Source organism: Ensifer sp. 22521 (assembly GCF_052044795.1).
In the GTDB taxonomy this organism is placed as follows: Bacteria; Pseudomonadota; Alphaproteobacteria; order Rhizobiales; family Rhizobiaceae; genus Ensifer.
The window spans coordinates 24749-42823 of the sequence record NZ_JBQENM010000008.1 but is presented as its reverse complement, the minus strand read 5'-3'; the positions used below and the strand labels follow the sequence as shown (position 1 = coordinate 42823).

Genomic DNA, 18075 nt, shown 5'->3' with positions numbered 1-18075 from the left:
AATGCCCTAGATCTGTTGCTTCTTCGTAATCCGGCGCGGCTTTTAGTGAACCGCGCCTTGGCGAGTGCGAACCGGGCGAGCAGGTTTGGATTCGAGAGCTCGCGAAGTTGCTGCACGTCAAAAGGGGCGCAAAACGGCAAACAATCCAATCCGTGCCTGAGGTGTCCTCCGTCAGAAACGAATTGGATGAGCCTTGAAGGCGAAGCGACGCTTAACAAGACGGGCGCTGTGTGATTCCCGGCGTATGGCTACCCGACCCTAGGGTGTCTTTGTGGAGGTCTTAATGAAGGTACTGCGCGACAACGCCTGCTGCTGGCCACGCTCGGCACACTCGTAGGCATGCTTTTTACGGGTCTTCAAGTCTATAACGACGAACTGGAGGAACATGGCGGGCAAACGGTAACGCTAGCACCGTACCTTCTTAGCGGTCACTTCCTTTCCGCCCTATTGAGAACTGGGAGTCCGAGTTCTTGCAGATGAGTGCTTATCTGGTACTTACAGCCTTTCTCTTTCAACGCGGCTCAGCGGAAAATGACCCCGACGAACCGTCGTCCAAGGACCAAGGCCCTGCGCTCGAGCAAGACGGTCCCGCAGCACCGCTGGCCGTAAGGATGGGCGGGATGGCGAGGTCACTTTATTCCTATTCCCTCGGTGGGTGCCAAGTTGTGGTTTGAGTCTTTCCAGAATTGGCAATCGGAATTCCTGTCGACTGCAGTTCTCGTCGTCCTGTCGATATTCCTGCGGTTCCGAGGCTCCCCCGAGTCAAAGCCGGTATCCGATCCTCACTCCAAAACAGGTTCATAGACAGGTTAGAAACTGACGGACCCCATCCGTGACTGCTAGCGGGCTGAATGGCCGATCAACGCGTCTGATCGGCTGGCGCGGTATTAGTGCGTTTTTGTGACCCTCCTGGCGGTTTATCGAGCTCGAGCCTTCGTTAGCTCTGTACACGCGGCGACGATCCGAGCCCGGATGAGAAGAACAAGCCACCGAAGCTGAAGGCGTGACGCCTGTGGAGCAAACACAAAAACAGGGAGCGGGCTATGATGGAGAGTTGGAACAAGTGCGTGATCATCGAGCTTCCGGAGCTCGACGGAGCGCAGATAGTATGGACCCCCAACAAGGCCACGGTCCTGCTTAGCAAAAGCTGGCCTGTCGACTCCCTTATCTGGACGCCGTCGATAAATGCAGGGACGCAATAGATGGGACCTACCCATGGAAACAAGCCCGAGTAGCGTTCGTCGCGGCCGTTGCCGAGGCCAAGGTCACAAGACTGCGCTGAAATTGATTTGTCTCATGCTGCTGCACCGCCCCATTCGCGGAACAAAGCTGACGCGGCTCGATTTTGGCCCGGGAGAAGGAGACCGATATGACCGACGACCCCAAAGAGCCGAGAAAGCCCGTGGAGGTTCCCCCAGGCGAGACACCCGATCCTATGCCAGACAATCCGGATCGCCCCGTCGAGGAGCCCGGACCGGACGACGTCCCGGAAGAGGCGCCAGACATCACGCCGGTGCCAGGCGCTGAAATCCCAAAGATGGCCGCTTGAGCCTGCCACCCCCCACCCAGCCCCCTTGGAACAGTTGCCTCTAATATACGTTTCTGGGAAGCCTAACCCGCGGAGGACACCATGGCCAGCATCTGGGATGCAAACGTCGAGTTGAAGATTGACGATCGTTTTCACGTCATCAGGAACGCCCGAGAGGCGGTCGCATTCCTGATGAAATCCTGGCCCGAGACGAAGAGCGAGAGTTACGCAACAGCTCGAAAGATCTGCCTGGATGCAGCCAATGGAGAAGTCCCAAGTGCGGAGGCCAGGGCGGCATTCGAAGCTGCCGCGAAAGAAGCCGGCCTCCTGCGATAGTCCCGAGGTGAGGAACTTAATCATGCTGCCTGCGCTCGCCGCGCAAGCGCCTTGCTCTTGAACGCAGTTCGCCTCTTTCGACAACCCGCAGCCATCGACGGCGACACCGGCCCCAGAGCTCCGAACCTGCCGAGAACCGCCGGAAGCTGCGTGCTGCTGCCTATCGCCTCCCTGCGAGGGGAACGGCATGACCCGCCCGATCCACGCATGCGACCCGGAAGGCCCGCTATTGCGAATGCGGACACTGTGCCCTCCCGCCGGCCCGAAACATCGACCCGGACGCGCTGCAGGAATTCAACGCCGCAGCTTACTCGTTCGCAACCTTCATCATCCTCCTCACCTTCATGGCGATCGGCTTCGCGAACATCGAGGAGATCCACCGAAAGATCGCAGCCGAGAGGACCGTCTAGTGACCGCTCCCGCAATCGAACACAGCAAGCGTCGGCAGACCGAGGCGGGCAAAGACCCTCCTCGTCGATCTTCGCAACCAGGGCGCCGATGAGACGCCGAGCTCGTCGCCGACACCATCGAGGGCGAAACGAATCTCATGGAGGCAATCGCCGAGCTCGACGAGTGCGACGTTCACGTGACCGGGCTCAGGCGAAGGAAGCCGATTTCGAGGCACGTCGGGAAGTCGATCGAGAAACCGCGCCAAGCGGATCTGATCGAACAGGCGATGCTGGCAACCGACCAAATGTCGTTGAAGCTGCCGACAGCGACGCTTTCGCTCGTCACCGACAGGCGGAGATGCACTAATCCGCACCGGCTATTGCGACGCCTCAACGATGGTCTGCTCGAGCAAAGCGGAAGAATCGCGCTGCCCGATGGACAAGCAGGAATTCCAACAGAGTAAGGTTGCCGTTCTCGACTTTCTCGACGACCTAATCGGATGCCGCCCGCAAGAAGGCATTGCGCGCCGCTGTCCATGGGAATTCGCCTCGACGAACTGGGGCAAGAAGGTCTGGGCAAAGCACTCGCGCAAATATCTCGAAAAGTTCGGCCTGCCGCCACTCAAGGCAAAGGCGTCGACGACCACTATCCCCACTTGAACGCATGATCGCCAAGGCAAAGGCAGGTTAGCATGACCGACCGCTCTATGCACTTATCCGGTCCCACAAACCGCCTATGGGCTGCTTTTCGGAACCTCGTCAAAGCGGGTCTTTTCGCGTCCCGGGTCGTCGTCGAGGATCTCGTCCTCAGTGTCTTCCGGCAGGGCCTCATCGCGGCTCGGAACGGGCGGCACCCGGCCCTCGGCCGGCGGTTTGTCGGCATCTACTCCGGACAAGTCTGGAACGGAATTGGTTCGAAAACCATCTCCGGCGGCCCGGGGCTCGATATCGGGCCCGGCATCGGTCGACGCTCAGTCGCTGCTCGATGGGGTTTGCTGAGGACCGGTTGGCCAATCTATTAGAAGGCGCAGTCACCGTGTGCTGCTGATCGCATAGGGGTCTAACCCATCCATGGTCCCGGCGAAGGGACCTTGCTGCGAAGGGCTGATCGCTGTGCCCGTCCGAAAGCCTGTCTTGTCGTCTCCTCCCTCAAGCCGCCAGGGCTGGGTCTACCTTGCGAAGCAATGAAGTTGGTTCGGTCCGTGAGCATGCGATGCAACGCCAGCTTGCGGGCCCGCGCGACGCGCGCCTTTCTGGGACCGGCACGTCTGGCGACCGCCAGTGCCCAGCCCTTGAGATCGGAGCCTTTGATTCCTATCCTCCCAAATCTGGCACATAATAGCGTTGCTCCCACCCTCGAGCTCGCGTTTGGGTTCCGCCCTGGCTCGCAAATGAGGCGCGGGAGCCGTTGCCCACAACGTGATAATCGGTACCAGTCCGGAGTAATGATCGGTTCCAGCCCAGATGGAGCCGGTGCAGGAACAATTCTGCCCTTCAGCCGTTTTGCGTTCCCAACCAATAGGTGGACGATGGTTACTACCACTCAGCAATCGATAGAAGATCAAATCGCGGAATTGCGTTCCCAGATCGAGGAGTTGAGTCAAGCTTTCCGTGACCGGGTCAGTTCAGCGGCTGATGACGCATCCGAACGTGCCAGAAATGCAGTCCAAACGGTCCGTGAACAGGGACAAGGCGCTATAGAGGCCGCACGAAACAATCCCGGCACGGCAACGGCAATCGTGAGTACCGCCGGCCTTCTCGGATTCTGCCTCGGGCTATACCTGGGGCTTTCCGCCGCAAGTGACCTTCGTGCGCGATAGTCGGGCGCGAATGAGGCGGATTGCCCTCTGAGGCTGCAGGCCGCGCCAAGCTCCAGCTTCGTTGCTGGCCGGCGCTCGAGTTGGCTTCCGCCTTTTGGAACGAGTCCTCGCTCTCAGATTCGCTGACACCCCTCGACCTTGTTGACTGGGTGAGGAACCTATCGGCTTGGCAACGGTTGGTTTCGATGAAAGGAGGTTGACATGAACCAGATTATCTATCTCGTCGGCCTTATCGTTGTTGTGGTCGCAATCCTAGCCTTTTTCGGGATTGGTTAAGATCATTCATAAGCCTCCGCTCGGCGGATGGGAGCTTTGCCGTTTGCAAGGGTTCTCGGTCACAAGGTGAGTGTTGATCCCTCGCGTTGATCGGATACGACCTTCGACCCTGAGCATTTTTGTATCAATGTGGTCGCATGCCGTTGGCGAAGCCGCACTCGCCTACGCATGTACCGACCGCGACCGTGGTACGCCTACGTTCCCGAATTTGCATAGGCGCACGGGGGACGTATCAGAATGGAATTCACGCGTATATCCACCAACTGGTGCTATTTTGAGCACCAAAATCGGGAATCGAGCAGTGCGTTCAACAATCAATCTCGACGACGCTCTCGTGGAAAGGGCTAAGTCCCTGACCGGTACGAAAGAAACCGCCGCTCTGGTCCGCCAAGCGTTGGAGACGCTTGTTCGGGTGGAATCGGGAAAACGCCTCATAGCGCTCGGGAGAACCATGCCGGATGCGGAAGCGGCTCCGCGCCGCAGGAGCGTCGCTGCCAAGTGATACTGGCCGACACTTCAATCTGGATTGAACATTTCCGACATGCCGATGCAGAGCTGCGTAGGATAATTGACGACGATCGTCTCCTCTGCCATCCCGCCGTAATATAAGATCTCGCACTTGGCAGCGATCGCAGGAGCATGATTGCATTCCTAGCCGCTCAGCGCGAAGCATTCGTCGCAACGCACGACGAAGTCATGTTGATGATTGATCGCCACGCCATTGTTAGCATGGGCATAGGCTACACGGATGCCCATTTGCTGGCCTCGGTCCTCCTCGATCAGCGCGCGGTTTTGTGGACCAGAGACAAGCGTTTGCGGGCAGCGGCCGAAAGGGCGGGTGCATCACTGCACACCCCTACCCAAAAACCGGCGTGATGCACTTCGGTTAGGATCTCCCTAAAAGGAACATCCGGCTGGTTCTCGCCGCCTAGAGCCGTCTCGTCCTTGACGCGCTGGGCGCGATGAGGGAGGTGAAGAAGCGCCCCATCCTGACCTCCCACTTCGCCAAGGAAAATCAGGAAAGGGCGTGGAAACTTGCCATCCCCCCGTCGGACTGGCGTGATTGCGGCAAGGAGGGGACGTCGCCCCGCCCGTGCGCGAGGCCTGCTCGCTCCAGCGTCTGATCGCGCCGCGGCCGTTGAATGGAAATCGCTACGAAACCCAACGGCAGACTTTAGTCCTCCGCGCCTGAGCATCATCTAAATTTACAGAATCACCACAGGACGGTGGTCGTCGAGCGAGTTTTCAGTGCCTGTTAATGAGTAACTTGGGAAGCTGCCGACATCAATTCCTCAGGATTCGGTGCCCTGAACGTATTGAGGCCAGCCTCCAGAACTTCAGTGAAGCTCCAGCGTACGATGCCCCCTCGGTCGATCAGGAACTGACCGACAAGCTGCCCCTGGCTGGAAGCCATCGCCTGCTCATCGGCTTCCGTAATCTCATATCCTTCCTTCTTGTTGAGAAACTCGTCCATTGCCATGACATCCATAGGCTCGGGCAACTCGCCCGGGAGATGGACCCGTATCGCCATGACCGTGCCCATCCCGACCTCGCGCAAGCCGAAAGCACGGTGCGAGGCCCGCTCCGGGTCGGATGCGGTGAGAAGATCGGGCGCCGGGTGGTAACGGAAATAGAGCCGCGCCCGCTCGACCGGCGTAATGACGACCGCTAGGCATTCGACGCCACTCTCACGCAGAGCCGGCTTAAGTTGCGCCATCGCCGCGACATGGCGCCGGCAGAACGGACAGTGTAGGCCGCGAAACATACCGATCAACAACGGGCTACGGCCTCGAAAATCATCGAGCGCGATCTGGCCGTCGCGCGATATCGCATCGAGCACTATATTCGGGGCCTGGTCGCCCGGCTGCAGCGGGCGGTCGACACTACTCGTGGACATGGACTACCTCCTCGCCCCGGATCAGTCAGGAAAAGGCAGCACATCCAGCTTCGGCGTCCTATACTGGGGACGCAAAACTTCCTGCGCCAGAGCAAAAATAGCGTTTGGCCTTTGCCATATTGTCGAAGGTCGTGATTACGCGCTGCAAGCCCATCATAACACGAAAAAAGCATCCGCGGATCGCCCGCTAGCCGTCTCGCGCGCCGCGTCATCTCATCCGTGCCATGGGACGATACAACGGCGAGACTGACTTGAATCTTCCACATACGCACGCCCTAGAGCGGTGTTCAACGTCTTGAAACTTGGGCGGTCCGATGTGACCGGACACGAAATGTGGTGAATAACTCCAGACAAGCCACGCCCGAGACCAAGGTCGTCAACGGGGGTCGGATCGCCACACTCGCAATGTCGGACGATGGCGCGGCCTGCATGTTCCGATCGGAAGGCAGAAAACCACCCGCAACATGCCGCCCAGTCGGGGATGTCGACTCTTATCCCTCGCCTTGAAGGGATACGAACTTGCGGCCGATCAGTTCGAAGAGGTTGCCCTCCCGCAAATGAGCGATCACAACGACTGTTCGCGTTCCAGAACCGCATCAAGGGATTACTCATAATCCCCCTGAATGGCGCAGAGCTGGTTTAGCGCCTGGCTTGTCAATGGAGTCGCAGTTTCCGTGCTTGGAGGAAACATGAGACCGGAAACTTTCGTGAACGCCTAACACCGGCGCACGCGTGGCTCGTTCATTGCTAGCGCGCTATCAACGCAAGGCCGATAGCAATCGGGCCGACCCTCATGTCCCGATCTGAGGCACGAGGTCGTGGGATGAGCGCATCGACACAACTCGTTAAACCAGAACGGTAAGGCTCTCCGCAGACCGGCTGCTCACTCTTGCCATCGTCCCGTCTGCCCCTAGATTGCCAGAGCATGAATACGCATCGAGTATCAGGCGTTTCACGCGCGAACGAGGTTTCAGCACAAACAGGCCCTCAGCGATTGCCGCCAACGGTCGTCAACGAAGTCGACCGCCTGCTTGCCGGACGAACGCGCGACATCCGTCTGAATGCGGAACTTGCTCGCCTCTTCCGGATACGGTCGTGGCCACAGACGTCGAAGATCATTCGCGCCTGGATGGTCTGGGTGGTCGTCCTCGATGTCCTGACGCTGGTTGTCAACACAGCCTTGCTCCCGTCTGAAGCCGTTATGAGGATGCTCCTGCCGGCATCGATCCTACCACCTGCAGCAATCGTCACGGCGGTCGTTTTCCTGAAGCCGCGTGGGCTGTTGATGGAGGCCATAGCACTTCACCTTGGCGTCTTCCTCATCCTACTTTCGGTCGCGCTGGTCGGCGTCAACTCGGGCGGCGAGTACTATGAACGACACTTGACGATCATGCTTTTTGTGGCCGTGACTGCGATCATCATATTCCCCGTGCTGCTCGAGTGGTCGATGGCAATCGCCGCTTACGCGCTCGGTCTCTATCTGGTCTTTCAGATTCAAAACCCGGATATCGCCGCCGAGAATGCGCTGGCAGGTGCTCTTTTTTTCGCAAGCGGGGTGGTTGCGACCGTCGTTGCGCGCCGCACCGCAGGCATCCTGGCGCACAAGTCTTTCCTCCTCGAACTGCGCGATCGGTCTCGCCTTGCCGATCTGACGGACGCCAACTCACGCCTTGAACTGCTTGCACGAACTGACCCGCTCACCGGCATCGCAAATCGGCGCTGGATGATGGAAACGCTCAATCGTGTGTGGAGCAACGGGATCGCGCAAACTCGGGGTGCTGCGATACTCATGTGCGATATCGACCACTTCAAGCAGCTCAATGACAGTCTCGGACACTCGGAAGGCGACCGGTGTCTGGTCAAGGTCGCCGGCATCATCCAGAGCAGCATGCGGGACGAACGCGATCAGGTCGCGCGGTATGGCGGCGAAGAATTTCTCGTCCTCCTGCAGGACGCCAATGAGGAGGACGGCGTATCGGTTGCCGAACGTATAAGACGGCGCGTCGAGGCTGCGTCCTTGCCGAACCCGAGATCGAACGTGGGTGCCTGTGTCACGGTTAGCATTGGACTGGCCGTATTGGAACACGGCAGCGACGCGGGTTCTTCAGAGGCGTTGCAGCGGCAAGCGGACGAAGCGCTGTATGAGGCAAAGAAAAGAGGACGCAACCAAGTGGCCCTCTACGCGCCGTCCGAAGCGGACTCAATTTGAGCGCTTGGAAGCTCTTGCCCGTTCTCGCGCGGGAGCTTGGGAAGCGTTATGTCCTACAGGCAGGTAGCGAATATACTCGCCAAGTTTCTTGCTGTTGAGCCAACCGAGACGCATGTGACCGTGCGCAAGCGTACCATGAGGGTCGGCGAGCGGATCGACGACCAGGTTGCAAATGAAGAACGGCTTGCGACAAGGAAGATGGAGGAGCGGCATCAACTCGAAATGCCGCTTCCTGGCGGTCGACGCAAAGAGTTCGTCATCGGCCGACACGGCCCATGTTCGTAGCGCGGAACAATTCAGCGCGAAGCTTCGAGCTTGTTGTGGCCCCGATGCGGTCGCGGTGGTAAGGGCGATGCCGGCGGCCGCTATTTCGTCATCGCCAAGACCGGAAGATGGTCAATTTTCTGCCGGTGCATCTGCAAAATAGGCTGCAACATCGTCGATATCTGCCTCAGAGAGGTTCTTGGCGGCGCTGTTCATCAGGTGACTGAACCTGCTCCCTCCCCGCTTGTTTTCCCGAAACAGGCGCAATTGTATCGCGATGTAAGGCGCGGGCTGGCCCGTCAAATTCGGAAAGACCGGGTTGCGATTGCCTTTAGCGTGGCAACCCACACACGCGGTATCTTGTCGCCGGAGCGACCGGTCCGAGCAACCAGTTCGCCGCGACGAGCTCGGTCACCTTCAACTCCCGTCGCAGCTTTGCGAGGCAGCATCGCGAAATAGCGAGCAAGCACAGGCAGGTACTCCGGCTCCGCGGTCTGCGCAGCAAGCCGCATGACACCGCTCGACCGGCGGCCATCGAGATAGGCGCGCAGGCTCTCCAGGAGGTAGACCTCACTTTGTCCGGCAAGGATCGGCGTCAGGGGACTACGGCCCTTGCCATCTACGCCGTGGCAGCGGCCGCATTCCGCCAATGCCTCTTCGAACCCGGCTGCCTGTGCCCGGAGCGAAGGATTGTCGCCATACGCGAGCATGCGGTAGGCCGCCGGTTCCATCGCGGGAAGGTTACGCAAAAACGCGACCATGGCCCAGACCTCGTCATCACGCGCCCGAGTCGGCCAGGCCGGCATGCCGGTAAAACGAACGCCATGCTTTACGATGCGGAATAGTTCTGCATCCTGCCATGTGATGTCAAAGACCTATCGGCTGGTCAAAATCGCACAGGAAACAATCGAGGCTCTCGGCGGATACTCGACTTCCGTAAGTTTGGGGCTAGGCGATCCCGTGCGCGGTTGAGGCGCCATGGAGGGATCGCTTTCATCGGAGCTGCCAGCCATCATTCTTTTCCTGTCGCCAACGTCCTTTTAGATCGGGCTTGACTGGGAATGTTCCTCAACAGGCCGCAATTCTGCGCCAGTTTCTCGGAATATGCGTTCCATCCGGCAGCAGCCGCTATCGTTAGAACTGTCGCTCCAAATGATTGTTAACCGGTTATCGCGAAACAGCCGCATGCCATCTCTCCTCTCGAAGACTGCTTCCTCGTCGACCTACCTTCCGTCTTAACCTTGCGGAGCCAAGCTCGTTCTGATCCCGGCCTCAGCAAACCGCGTCAACTGCATTTGAGTTGCGTCTTCGGTGTAAAGGACATGAACGGCCAGGCCGCCTTCCGTGCGCCTCCGCGCTTCCTCATAGGCCTCTTCGAAGCCAACCGGAACCGCGTCAGTCGGAACGGAGGGATCGTCCTGCGTCAACACATAGAATGTGGAGTTTCTAACATCCGGAATCATCGGCGTTCTCCTTTCGCACCACCAACAGCGGGAGAGCTGGATAGTTCCTCGGCATTGTTCCGGCGATTTGTGAACGTCTTGCGCGTTTTTCCCGCTCCCCAACTACCCGCCCTCCGCGCTTCGGTTCGTCCAGTCAATGGAACGGCCGAGCATCAACAAGAGGAGCTGTGCCCAACGCCCGGCTCCAAACCCGACGTCACGGCGAAGAATCCGGCCTTTATTCCGCCGGTTTCTTCATACTCTTTTAAGGAATACATTCCTTTTGCGGAGAGCTGACCATGGCGACCGGCGCATCCCAACGTTTGCACGACGGGGTTGCTGCCGTCGAGACGATGACGCGGTTTGCCGTAGCGGTTCTTGCCCTTGCCTCAGGCGTCTACACATACCTCGGTGTACGCAGCATCCTAGATGGCTCGCCGACTGCGGTGTTCTTTGCTGCGGTCATCTACTCGGCTTCTGTCTCGGTCGGAATCTACGCCTTTTGGTCCTATATGGCCCGCTTCTATCCGCATATCACCACCCATACGGGCCGCGCCTCCATGCTCGGCGTCATGGCGCTTGGCGCCGCCATGATCGTGGCTATGTCTAGCTGGCTGAATGCGGCGGCGCTCGCGGGTTCTGCCGCGCTCGAGCAGCATCTTGCAGAAACCGTTGAAGACTATACGGCAGACCTTGACCAGGCCCACCAGAACGCGCTGGCCGCCCAAAGCCTTTTGCCCGACATCCAGCGCGCATCCGAACGGTTTGCTCAGCTTGCTCAATCTGAACGGCAATCGGGCGCCCTCACCGGCACGACAGGTTCAGGAAGCGTCGTGCAGTTGCTGTCTCAAATGTCAGCACAGATGATAGATCTCGAAAGCGGGATCAACGCCTCACGCGAACAGGTGACGACCTTGTTCAATCAAGGACAAAAGCGGCTGGAGGCCATGCGCACCCTGGTCTCGGCGCCCGGTGCAATCGAGCCGCGCGCCGATCAATTCTCCTCGGAAGTCGTAGCGCTCACAGGCGTCATAGCCTCGCTCGGGCAGACGTCCATCGCACCTTCGATCCGTCGCGCGGCCGACGATCTTTCTCTCGGCTTTATTGCTCCGGTTGCTGACGGAGGTGATGCGGACCTTGTCGACCGTCAGGACAGAGTAATGGCAACCGTGCGCGCTTCAGTGGCGGCTCAGTCGAAAGTGCTTTCTGAGGCTGCCGACGAGATCCTTGCGCGCACACCGGTTAAGGAACACCGGTTCGTGCCATTGTCATCTGCAGAAGCGGTGTTGCGTTACGCCGCCGACTTCATTCCCGCCTGGGCCGGCGCCATCTCCATCGATCTCCTCCCCGGCGTCTTGGTCTTCATTCTGGCCGTCGTCCATGGCGCAATCCGCAAACAGGAGGAAAGCATGCCGTTTGCGGAGCGCATCACGGCAGCCGAACTCTTGCAGGCTTTGGAAGTGCGGCATGCCTTAACGAAGAACGGGGTAAACCTCGAACAGGCCGTTGCGGAGCCGGAACCGGAGAAGGGGCCGGAGGAACCAAACAACATCACCAGTCTCGATCCACGAACACGTCCGAAGGATCGATCGAATGAGGATCGATGAACCGATCAGGATGCTGAGCCGCCTGGACGATGGCGCCTTAATGCGGGGGGCCTTCCTGCTGCTATTGGCGTTGACGGCGATCTTTCTCCTTATCGATGTTCGCGAAATCGCAACGAAGAGACAGCTGCCAACCTTCGATCCATCCCACCCGCTGCCTTTCTTGCCACCTGCCGGAACCAAGGCGGATCCGGACAGGCCTACGGCAAATCCGGCAAGCCCAATCGAAGATCTAGCCAAGCCCATGACGTTCGATCTGGGCCCAGGGGGCTCCTTGCTTGCTGAAGGAACGCTCGACCCAGGAGCAGCCTTGCGATTTGCCCGTGAGGTCGAACAACGCGGCGAATATATCAAAACCGTAGAGCTCAACTCGCCGGGGGGCTCGGTAGACGACGCATTGGCGATCTCCCGGCTGATCCGAGAAAAGCGGCTGAACACCAAAGTGGCATCGAGAGCACTGTGCGCATCCTCATGCCCGATTATCCTGTCAGGCGGAGTCGAGCGCCTTGCGGAATCCGATGCGGTCGTCGGCGTGCATCAGCTCTTCGGCGGTAGCAATGATCGGCCGACGCCAGAGGAAGCCATGTCGGCAGCCCAGTCTGCGACTGCCCGGATCGCGCGCCATCTCGACGCGATGGGTATTTCTGCCGGCCTCTGGTTCCACGCTTTGGAAACCCCTCCGGATCATCTCTATTATTTGACGGCGCAGGAAATGGCCGATTTTCGGCTCACGACAAAGGCCGCGGCTCGCGCCAAGAAAAAGACCTAGGTCGACGCAAGCGATCCAAGAGGGCGTTCGTCCAAGCTCCGCCAGCAACGACGGGTTCTCTCGTCCGATCTTTGGAGGCCAAAGTGGCTCTCAAAAACACCAGGTTTCGGCGCGCCTGGTGCGGCTCAGGAGCGCGATGGTGGAACAACGGTCATCCTCCTCGGTTGAATGGAACCAGAGGAGGACCAGGCCATGACGGATCAGACACATGATGAAAGTGTTGGCCAAGCATCGCAGTTAGCCGACACGCCAAGTGACGAGAGTGAACGTGCGACATCAGGCAGCGCTGACGTCCGATCCTACCATCCTACTCGAGAGGCGCAGCTAGAGGCTTTGCGAACAGACGTGATCCGGCTTCGCACGGAACTCGCAGCCATCGCGGCCGGAACCTCGAGGCTGGCCGTGCTTGAGGCGAACGTCGTCGTCCAAGCGGTAGAAAACAAGATCAGACGCCACATCGTTCCGGCAATCGTTGTGGCTGGCGTCGTGGGATACCTCTGGACCGCGCTCGCGCGGCCTCGCTGAGCCCTTGGGGTCCGACCGCACTGGCCACGACGTTTTCGTCGCATCCACTTCGCGTGGCACGGGTTAGAAAGGAAAAGCGAGAGGAACTTTTCGATGGTCCTGAAGTCTACCGATCGTCAAATCGCCGTCAGCATTTGTGCGATCGCGGTGATCGCACTTTGCCTCAACCGGTCAAGCGGGCGAACTCTGCACGCCAGGCAGGACGACCCTCTCTATTTGAGTGAAGATACAGACCAAAGCCGCGGCCGTAGCGCCGAGGTTCCCGAGGACATCCCTCCAAAGGGACTTTATGACGTGCTTTGGCGTGTCGTACACGAAGTGTCCGGTGACCGGGTCGCGTTCGTCGCGGCTGGGGTCACGTTTTATCTGATTCTTGCGCTGTTTCCAGCATTGGGTGCGATCGTGGCCCTTTACGGACTGCTCGCCGATCCCGTCGATATTGCGGAGCACTTGAGAACGCTCGCTTACGTCCTCCCCCCGGGGGCCTTCGACATTCTCGCCACCCAGGTTCGCGCACTCGTGCAGATGCGTGACGCGACCTTGAGTCTTGCTTTCTTCATCGGCTTCGCCATTGCCCTTTGGAGTGCACGAAACGGTACGCTCGCGCTGTTCGACGCAATGAATGTTGCGTACCAGGAAGTCGAAAAGCGAGGATTTATCAGACTCAACCTCATTGCCATCGTCTTTACGCTTTGCGCCATGATTGCTCTCATCATAATGATAGTCATCACCGCCGCGCTACCCACATTCCTTCGAGTTGCGTTCCTTGATCCAACGAACGAAACCGTGGTCCTCCTGGCGGGCTGGTCCCTTGTGGTCGTCGCCGCATTGACGGGAGCGGCGGTGGTGTATCGTGTCGGCCCCAGTCGCGAGCCGGCGAAACTCCGCTGGTTAACGTGGGGATCGGTCTTCGCAACGTCCGCGTGGATTGTGATGTCTCTGATCTATGCCTGGTATCTCAACAATCTCGCTGACTACACTGCCAGTTACGGTGCGTTGGCAGGCCTTGTCGGGTTCCTCATATGGCTCTGGTTTTCCGTGATCCTGCTGATCGTGGGTGCAGAACTTAATGCTGAACTTGAGCATCAAACCGCAAAGGACTCGACTACCGGCAGGCCGCTTCCCATCGGCCTTCGTGGAGCCCATATGGCCGACACTATCGGCAAAGCGGCAAGATGATGGCGTGCGCTGCGGATGGCTCCGTCCTTCGAACTTCGGGAACGAGTCCTGAGGCTCGGGACGGTGGACGGGCCGTGGGTTTGCAAAAACGACGCGAGTGGCCCACATTTGCCCAGGCTTCATCCGTCGCCCCGCGGAAAACGTTGCCTGCATCCACATGCCGTTGCCACCCCGATATGGACAAACGGCAATCGTGTGCTCGCTGAAAAGCCGAGCCCCGAAATGCTTGCCGAAGATGATACACGTTGCACCCATCTAGCAGCGGACGGCGTAGCAGCGCTGCGTCGGGAGACATTTCATCCCTGCCATGGCCCGTCGCTTCGACCGGCCATTCGCGACCTCCTCGGCGCCGAGGCGGACGCACGCGACATTCCCGCCGTGATCGGCATCCTCCGGCACTCCCTTCCGGCGCTATCCGTCCGGGATCAGTTTCGCGACACGGGCGTTCCAACGTTTCTGATCAACGGCCGGCTGGGAGGTCGCTTCCAGCCGGTGCGCGACCTTGCATTGCGCCTGCTACCAAGTCTCGAGGTCGTCGATCTGCCAGGCGGACTCGCAATCAACGTAGAGCGCGCCGACCTCTTCGTATCCTCAGCGATGGCATTTCTCGAACGCCATGCCAATGGATCATAACTGAGCTGCAGTCCCACGTGCGAACGCTCCAGACACGCTCTGCCACTGCGTAGCCCCCGGTAGGGCTGGATGCAAAGCGCTGGTTACGCCACTATGAAATTGTAGCGGCCGAATTTTCCGTCGCTCGTCGTTCTGATGTCGAGCACCAGGTCAGCATTGAATATGCGGTCACGCTCATTGTCCGGCTCATCGGCAAAATACAGCTGCGTCGTCAGCACCTTCCCGCCAGGCCTTTGGACTTTCACGTGGTAATGCCGGGTGCGACCAGGATAGGTCCCTGGCACGATCGTCTCGAACCACCATTTGCCTTCTGCATCTGTGAATTGATGTCCGCGGAGCTTGTATCCGCTATTGTCATAGGTGCCGGTCTCATCGGCGTGCCATAACTCGATCAACGCTTTTGCTACGGGCTGGCAGTCCTTGGTTAGTACGTAACCAGCAAGCGTCATCCTTTCACCGCCCGGTGCATCGCTCGCGAAGTCCTTTTTTTCAGGGCTCTCCGGCGTAAAATACGGGCCTTCGGTCTGTGCCGGCGTCAGCTCGTAGTCATCACCGCAACTGGCCGTAAGCGGCAGCTCCAGGGGAGTGCCGGCTGCATGGCCTAGTCTCGGCAGCACAATCGGCGTGGCGACGAAGCTGATAAGGAAATGTCGCCGGGTCGGCATGGCGTTGTATCTCCAAACATGGAAGCCAAGATCGTTGCGGCCCCATTGGGCAGAAGTGGGGCGGATATTACCAGAATTCGCGACCGACAACTTCATCAGTCGAGGGCAACCTGGGGCCAAGCGATGAACCACCATCCCCATGTCCGTTGCTTCGTGCCGAGGTCTGTCGCCGGGTCGACGTGGATACGGTTCGATACCACCCCGTTATCTTCAATCAGAGGGAGCCTGCTTCCGCGCCGTCTGGAGAAGACGCGCCGCAAGTCAGCCCAGCGCGTGGCTTGCCAGCCCGTATAGGTTCGGTCCAGGTACTACGACCGCTGCGCATTGGCCCCGCCGGGACATTGCGAGCACTGTGTCGAAGACGGTCAGGCCGGATTGCGAGAGGGATGTTGCGAAAGTGCCGGTCTCGACTGGTGTGTCGAGCCGCAAAAAATGACCCTCGTGGGTGGAGACATGTTGCCGGATCACTGCGACGGCGTCCGCATCAGTTTCTGCCACGACCGGGCCAATGACATGCCCCCTGCCGAAAGGACGGCAAAGTGCGAAAGCGCACAGCCGACCGCCGCGAACCAAGCCGTAGCCTATGGATTGTGCAAAGAGCTTGCCGATCAGCGTCGCCCTCGAAACACCGAATGCCCCTGCATCCAGCTCAACGACCGCGGCGAGGTCCTCCCCTTCTAGTCGCCGGACTACCGGCTGCTCCGTTGGCGTAACAGAGTCGGTCGGCCGGCGGGCAATGCCCTGGCATTGGTATATGGTCCGTATAGGCTCAAAACCGAGCGAATGGTAGAGGCGGCGGGAGGCCCTCGTCGCATTGAGCCTCAGATCGCGTCCCTGGCAATCCGAAAGCACGTGGTCCATGAGCCAACGCCCAGCGCCGTTTGTCTGCAGCCGCGGCGACGTAATCACCATGCCTATGGTCGCGAAATCATCACCGTGCGGAAACCACATGGCCGAACCTGTAAGCCTGCCGATTTCATCAAGCGCCACATAGCCGCGGCCGACCTCGCGCAGGAATTGCAAGTCCTCGGCGCGAAGCGGCCAACCGACGGAAACCGACAGGGCGTGCAGTTGCCCGAGATCGGCGCTCTCGATGCCGGCTATGCGCATTTCGAAACTGTCGATGACCTTGGATTCAGATGTCGGTGCGTCCACTCCTTGCCTCCCGTCCCTGCCGTCGTCTTGCTCTCGCCCGATTTCCAACTGGCCCGCGGCGAAAACTTTTATCCCTTAGACTAGAACGGTGCGCTCGATACAATTCACTTGAGAGGCCACCTGTCGCACAACAATCCTCCAAATCCGACGCGCTTTCGGCATGTAAAGCCTGGATAGGCTTCTAAAGTACGGGTCATGATCGACGGCGCCGACCCCAGCGAACCGGGATGCTGTGAGGACAAGTATGCAGGCAGTGGATATCCTCGAAAAGCTCGTCGGCTTCCCCTCCGTCGTCAGTACCCCCAATACTGACATCGTTGCCTGGATCCGCGGCTATCTGCAAAGCCACGGCATCGCCGTCACCCTGCTTCCCGGCCCGGAGGGCGATCGGTCTAACCTGTTCGCCACGATCGGTCCGAAAGAGGTGCCGGGCTATCTTCTTTCGGGTCACATGGACGTCGTTCCGGCGGCCGAAAGCGGCTGGACCGGCGATCCCTTCCATCTGCGTCAAGAGGCGGGCCGACTCTACGGGCGGGGCGCCACCGACATGAAGGGTTTCTTGGCCGCCGCCCTCGCCGTCGCGCCAAAGCTCGCCGAGATGCACTTGCGCCGGCCCATCCACTTCGCCTTCTCCTATGACGAGGAGGCAGGTTGCCGTGGTGCACCGCATATGATCGCGCGCCTGCCGGAACTCTGCGCAACGCCGCTCGGCGCGATCATTGGCGAGCCGAGCAGCTTGCGCGCGATCCGTGCCCACAAGGGCAAGGCCGCCGCCAGACTCACGGTCAAGGGTCGTTCGGGCCATTCTTCTAGGCCCGACATGGGACTGAATGCCATCCATGCCATTGCGAGCGTCTTCGCACGGGCGGTCGCCGAAGCCGACCGACTGGCCCGTGGTCCTTTCGAGCATGTTTTCGAGCCGCCGTACTCCTCTCTGCAGATCGGCACGGTGAAGGGCGGCCAGGCGGTCAACATCGTCCCAGACACCTGCGAGGCCGAATTCGAGGCACGGGCGATTTCCGGCGTCGATCCGGCGGAACTGCTGAGCCCCGTGCGACGGACCGCAGAAAAGCTGAGGGAACGTGGCTTCGCCGTCGAATGGCAAGAGCTCAGCGCCTATCCGGCACTTTCGCTCGGCCCCGATGCGCCGCTTGCGCGGCTGCTGGAAGAACTGACCGGTCTCGAGTCTCTCCCGGCCGTGAGCTACGGCACCGAGGCGGGACTTTTCCAACGAGCTGGCATCGACGCGATCATTTGCGGTCCCGGCGACATCGGCCGCGCCCACAAGCCCGACGAATTCATCCTCGTCGATGAGCTCTTGGCCTGCCAGGCGATGATCGAGCGGCTCGGCGAATGTTGCCGCGCCTGAGGCATCAAGAAGGAG

General features: G+C 59.6%; 19 protein-coding genes and 3 pseudogenes. 16 read left to right on the top strand and 6 right to left on the bottom strand.

All coding sequences use genetic code 11. The features are described from left to right. Positions 1 to 306 precede the first annotated feature (306 nt). From ACTJKE_RS13455 to ACTJKE_RS13430, 6 genes and pseudogenes are all read left to right on the top strand, one after another. A pseudogene (locus ACTJKE_RS13455) lies at positions 307 to 804 on the top strand (DUF6766 family protein). A 239-nt stretch (positions 805 to 1043) separates the two neighbouring features. After that, positions 1044 to 1202: a DUF982 domain-containing protein gene (locus tag ACTJKE_RS13450; protein WP_440639273.1), complete on the top strand. Its 159-nt coding sequence runs from the start codon at positions 1044 to 1046 to the stop codon at positions 1200 to 1202. After that, complete coding sequence (locus ACTJKE_RS13445) at positions 1148 to 1282, top strand: DUF982 domain-containing protein (protein ID WP_440639280.1); 135 nt, start codon at positions 1148 to 1150, stop codon at positions 1280 to 1282. Before ACTJKE_RS13450 ends, ACTJKE_RS13445 begins: the two co-directional genes overlap by 55 nt. 87 nt (positions 1283 to 1369) lie before the next feature. Continuing rightward, the gene (locus ACTJKE_RS13440; protein WP_058328649.1) at positions 1370 to 1549 is read left to right on the top strand and encodes a hypothetical protein; all 180 of its coding nucleotides are present in this window, start codon (positions 1370 to 1372) and stop codon (positions 1547 to 1549) included. A gap of 81 nt (positions 1550 to 1630) precedes the next feature. Then, complete coding sequence (locus ACTJKE_RS13435) at positions 1631 to 1864, top strand: DUF982 domain-containing protein (protein ID WP_058328648.1); 234 nt, start codon at positions 1631 to 1633, stop codon at positions 1862 to 1864. A gap of 824 nt (positions 1865 to 2688) precedes the next feature. Then, positions 2689 to 2913, top strand: coding sequence for a hypothetical protein (locus tag ACTJKE_RS13430; RefSeq protein ID WP_245296200.1), 225 nt, complete (start codon positions 2689 to 2691; stop codon positions 2911 to 2913). Between the two features lie 523 nt (positions 2914 to 3436). Here the strand turns inward: ACTJKE_RS13430 and ACTJKE_RS13425 are convergent. Continuing rightward, positions 3437 to 3565: pseudogene (locus tag ACTJKE_RS13425) on the bottom strand (IS110 family transposase); the annotation flags it as partial. A gap of 1085 nt (positions 3566 to 4650) precedes the next feature. On the opposite strand from ACTJKE_RS13425, the gene ACTJKE_RS13420 reads away from it, so the two are divergent. Both ACTJKE_RS13420 and ACTJKE_RS13415 read left to right on the top strand, forming a co-directional pair. Continuing rightward, the gene (locus tag ACTJKE_RS13420) at positions 4651 to 4851 is read left to right on the top strand and encodes a type II toxin-antitoxin system VapB family antitoxin (RefSeq protein WP_058328645.1); all 201 of its coding nucleotides are present in this window, start codon (positions 4651 to 4653) and stop codon (positions 4849 to 4851) included. Further along, positions 4848 to 5225: pseudogene (locus ACTJKE_RS13415) on the top strand (type II toxin-antitoxin system VapC family toxin). The gene ACTJKE_RS13420 and the pseudogene ACTJKE_RS13415 overlap by 4 nt, the downstream one beginning before the upstream one ends. Positions 5226 to 5604: 379 nt before the next feature. On the opposite strand, the gene ACTJKE_RS13410 reads toward ACTJKE_RS13415, so the two are convergent. Beyond that, on the bottom strand, positions 5605 to 6246 hold the full coding sequence (locus tag ACTJKE_RS13410) for a peroxiredoxin-like family protein (protein ID WP_058328644.1): 642 nt from the start codon (positions 6244 to 6246) through the stop codon (positions 5605 to 5607). Positions 6247 to 7171: 925 nt separating this feature from the next. On the opposite strand from ACTJKE_RS13410, the gene ACTJKE_RS13405 reads away from it, so the two are divergent. Beyond that, positions 7172 to 8455: a GGDEF domain-containing protein gene (locus tag ACTJKE_RS13405; RefSeq protein WP_156436958.1), complete on the top strand. Its 1284-nt coding sequence runs from the start codon at positions 7172 to 7174 to the stop codon at positions 8453 to 8455. 48 nt (positions 8456 to 8503) lie between these two features. Continuing rightward, positions 8504 to 8740 carry a hypothetical protein gene (locus ACTJKE_RS13400; RefSeq protein ID WP_058328642.1) on the top strand — a complete coding sequence of 79 codons (237 nt, stop codon included), beginning with the start codon at positions 8504 to 8506 and terminating at the stop codon, positions 8738 to 8740. A gap of 111 nt (positions 8741 to 8851) precedes the next feature. Here ACTJKE_RS13400 and ACTJKE_RS13395 read toward each other — a convergent pair whose 3' ends face one another. Together ACTJKE_RS13395 and ACTJKE_RS13390 are read right to left on the bottom strand one after the other, a co-directional pair. Then, a complete protein-coding gene (locus ACTJKE_RS13395; protein ID WP_082663645.1) occupies positions 8852 to 9067 on the bottom strand; it encodes a c-type cytochrome in 216 nt (71 codons plus the stop codon). Further along, on the bottom strand, positions 9019 to 9585 hold the full coding sequence (locus ACTJKE_RS13390) for a c-type cytochrome (RefSeq protein ID WP_082663644.1): 567 nt from the start codon (positions 9583 to 9585) through the stop codon (positions 9019 to 9021). Before ACTJKE_RS13390 ends, ACTJKE_RS13395 begins: the two co-directional genes overlap by 49 nt. Before the next feature lie 875 nt (positions 9586 to 10460). Between ACTJKE_RS13390 and ACTJKE_RS13385 the strand changes: the two genes are divergently transcribed. The 5 genes from ACTJKE_RS13385 to ACTJKE_RS13365 all read left to right on the top strand — a co-directional run bounded on the left by ACTJKE_RS13385 (position 10461) and on the right by ACTJKE_RS13365 (position 14871). Beyond that, positions 10461 to 11768 (top strand): hypothetical protein, encoded by a 1308-nt coding sequence (locus ACTJKE_RS13385; RefSeq protein WP_058328639.1) that lies wholly within the window; start codon positions 10461 to 10463, stop codon positions 11766 to 11768. Next, complete coding sequence (locus ACTJKE_RS13380; RefSeq protein WP_058328638.1) at positions 11755 to 12534, top strand: hypothetical protein; 780 nt, start codon at positions 11755 to 11757, stop codon at positions 12532 to 12534. Before ACTJKE_RS13385 ends, ACTJKE_RS13380 begins: the two co-directional genes overlap by 14 nt. A 192-nt stretch (positions 12535 to 12726) precedes the next feature. Beyond that, a complete protein-coding gene (locus tag ACTJKE_RS13375) occupies positions 12727 to 13059 on the top strand; it encodes a hypothetical protein (protein WP_156436957.1) in 333 nt (110 codons plus the stop codon). Between the two features lie 93 nt (positions 13060 to 13152). Next, positions 13153 to 14238, top strand: coding sequence for a YihY/virulence factor BrkB family protein (locus ACTJKE_RS13370; protein ID WP_058328636.1), 1086 nt, complete (start codon positions 13153 to 13155; stop codon positions 14236 to 14238). 222 nt (positions 14239 to 14460) lie between these two features. Further along, positions 14461 to 14871, top strand: coding sequence for a hypothetical protein (locus tag ACTJKE_RS13365; RefSeq protein WP_058328635.1), 411 nt, complete (start codon positions 14461 to 14463; stop codon positions 14869 to 14871). An 83-nt stretch (positions 14872 to 14954) separates the two neighbouring features. Here the strand turns inward: ACTJKE_RS13365 and ACTJKE_RS13360 are convergent, their stop codons facing one another. Together ACTJKE_RS13360 and ACTJKE_RS13355 are read right to left on the bottom strand one after the other, a co-directional pair. Then, complete coding sequence (locus ACTJKE_RS13360; RefSeq protein WP_440691919.1) at positions 14955 to 15632, bottom strand: dioxygenase family protein; 678 nt, start codon at positions 15630 to 15632, stop codon at positions 14955 to 14957. 165 nt (positions 15633 to 15797) lie between these two features. After that, positions 15798 to 16691: a GNAT family N-acetyltransferase gene (locus ACTJKE_RS13355; protein ID WP_058328662.1), complete on the bottom strand. Its 894-nt coding sequence runs from the start codon at positions 16689 to 16691 to the stop codon at positions 15798 to 15800. A 244-nt stretch (positions 16692 to 16935) separates the two neighbouring features. Here ACTJKE_RS13355 and argE point away from each other — a divergent pair, with 244 nt between their 5' ends. Then, complete coding sequence (gene argE, locus ACTJKE_RS13350; protein WP_058328633.1) at positions 16936 to 18060, top strand: acetylornithine deacetylase; 1125 nt, start codon at positions 16936 to 16938, stop codon at positions 18058 to 18060. The last annotated feature ends 15 nt before the right edge of the window (positions 18061 to 18075 follow it).

What these genes read in the sequence shown, in the direction of transcription:
- ACTJKE_RS13400 (WP_058328642.1), top strand. Translation starts at nt 8,504, where the DNA reads ATGTCCTACAGGCAGGTAGCGAATATACTCGCCAAGTTTCTTGCTGTT.
- ACTJKE_RS13450 (WP_440639273.1), top strand. Translation starts at nt 1,044, where the DNA reads ATGATGGAGAGTTGGAACAAGTGCGTGATCATCGAGCTTCCGGAGCTC.
- ACTJKE_RS13410 (WP_058328644.1), bottom strand. Translation starts at nt 6,246, where the DNA reads ATGTCCACGAGTAGTGTCGACCGCCCGCTGCAGCCGGGCGACCAGGCC.
- ACTJKE_RS13360 (WP_440691919.1), bottom strand. Translation starts at nt 15,632, where the DNA reads ATGAAGTTGTCGGTCGCGAATTCTGGTAATATCCGCCCCACTTCTGCC.
- ACTJKE_RS13380 (WP_058328638.1), top strand. Translation starts at nt 11,755, where the DNA reads ATGAGGATCGATGAACCGATCAGGATGCTGAGCCGCCTGGACGATGGC.
- ACTJKE_RS13430 (WP_245296200.1), top strand. Translation starts at nt 2,689, where the DNA reads ATGGACAAGCAGGAATTCCAACAGAGTAAGGTTGCCGTTCTCGACTTT.
- ACTJKE_RS13435 (WP_058328648.1), top strand. Translation starts at nt 1,631, where the DNA reads ATGGCCAGCATCTGGGATGCAAACGTCGAGTTGAAGATTGACGATCGT.
- ACTJKE_RS13405 (WP_156436958.1), top strand. Translation starts at nt 7,172, where the DNA reads ATGAATACGCATCGAGTATCAGGCGTTTCACGCGCGAACGAGGTTTCA.
- ACTJKE_RS13370 (WP_058328636.1), top strand. Translation starts at nt 13,153, where the DNA reads ATGGTCCTGAAGTCTACCGATCGTCAAATCGCCGTCAGCATTTGTGCG.
- ACTJKE_RS13375 (WP_156436957.1), top strand. Translation starts at nt 12,727, where the DNA reads ATGACGGATCAGACACATGATGAAAGTGTTGGCCAAGCATCGCAGTTA.
- ACTJKE_RS13385 (WP_058328639.1), top strand. Translation starts at nt 10,461, where the DNA reads ATGGCGACCGGCGCATCCCAACGTTTGCACGACGGGGTTGCTGCCGTC.
- argE (WP_058328633.1), top strand. Translation starts at nt 16,936, where the DNA reads ATGCAGGCAGTGGATATCCTCGAAAAGCTCGTCGGCTTCCCCTCCGTC.
- ACTJKE_RS13440 (WP_058328649.1), top strand. Translation starts at nt 1,370, where the DNA reads ATGACCGACGACCCCAAAGAGCCGAGAAAGCCCGTGGAGGTTCCCCCA.
- ACTJKE_RS13365 (WP_058328635.1), top strand. Translation starts at nt 14,461, where the DNA reads ATGCTTGCCGAAGATGATACACGTTGCACCCATCTAGCAGCGGACGGC.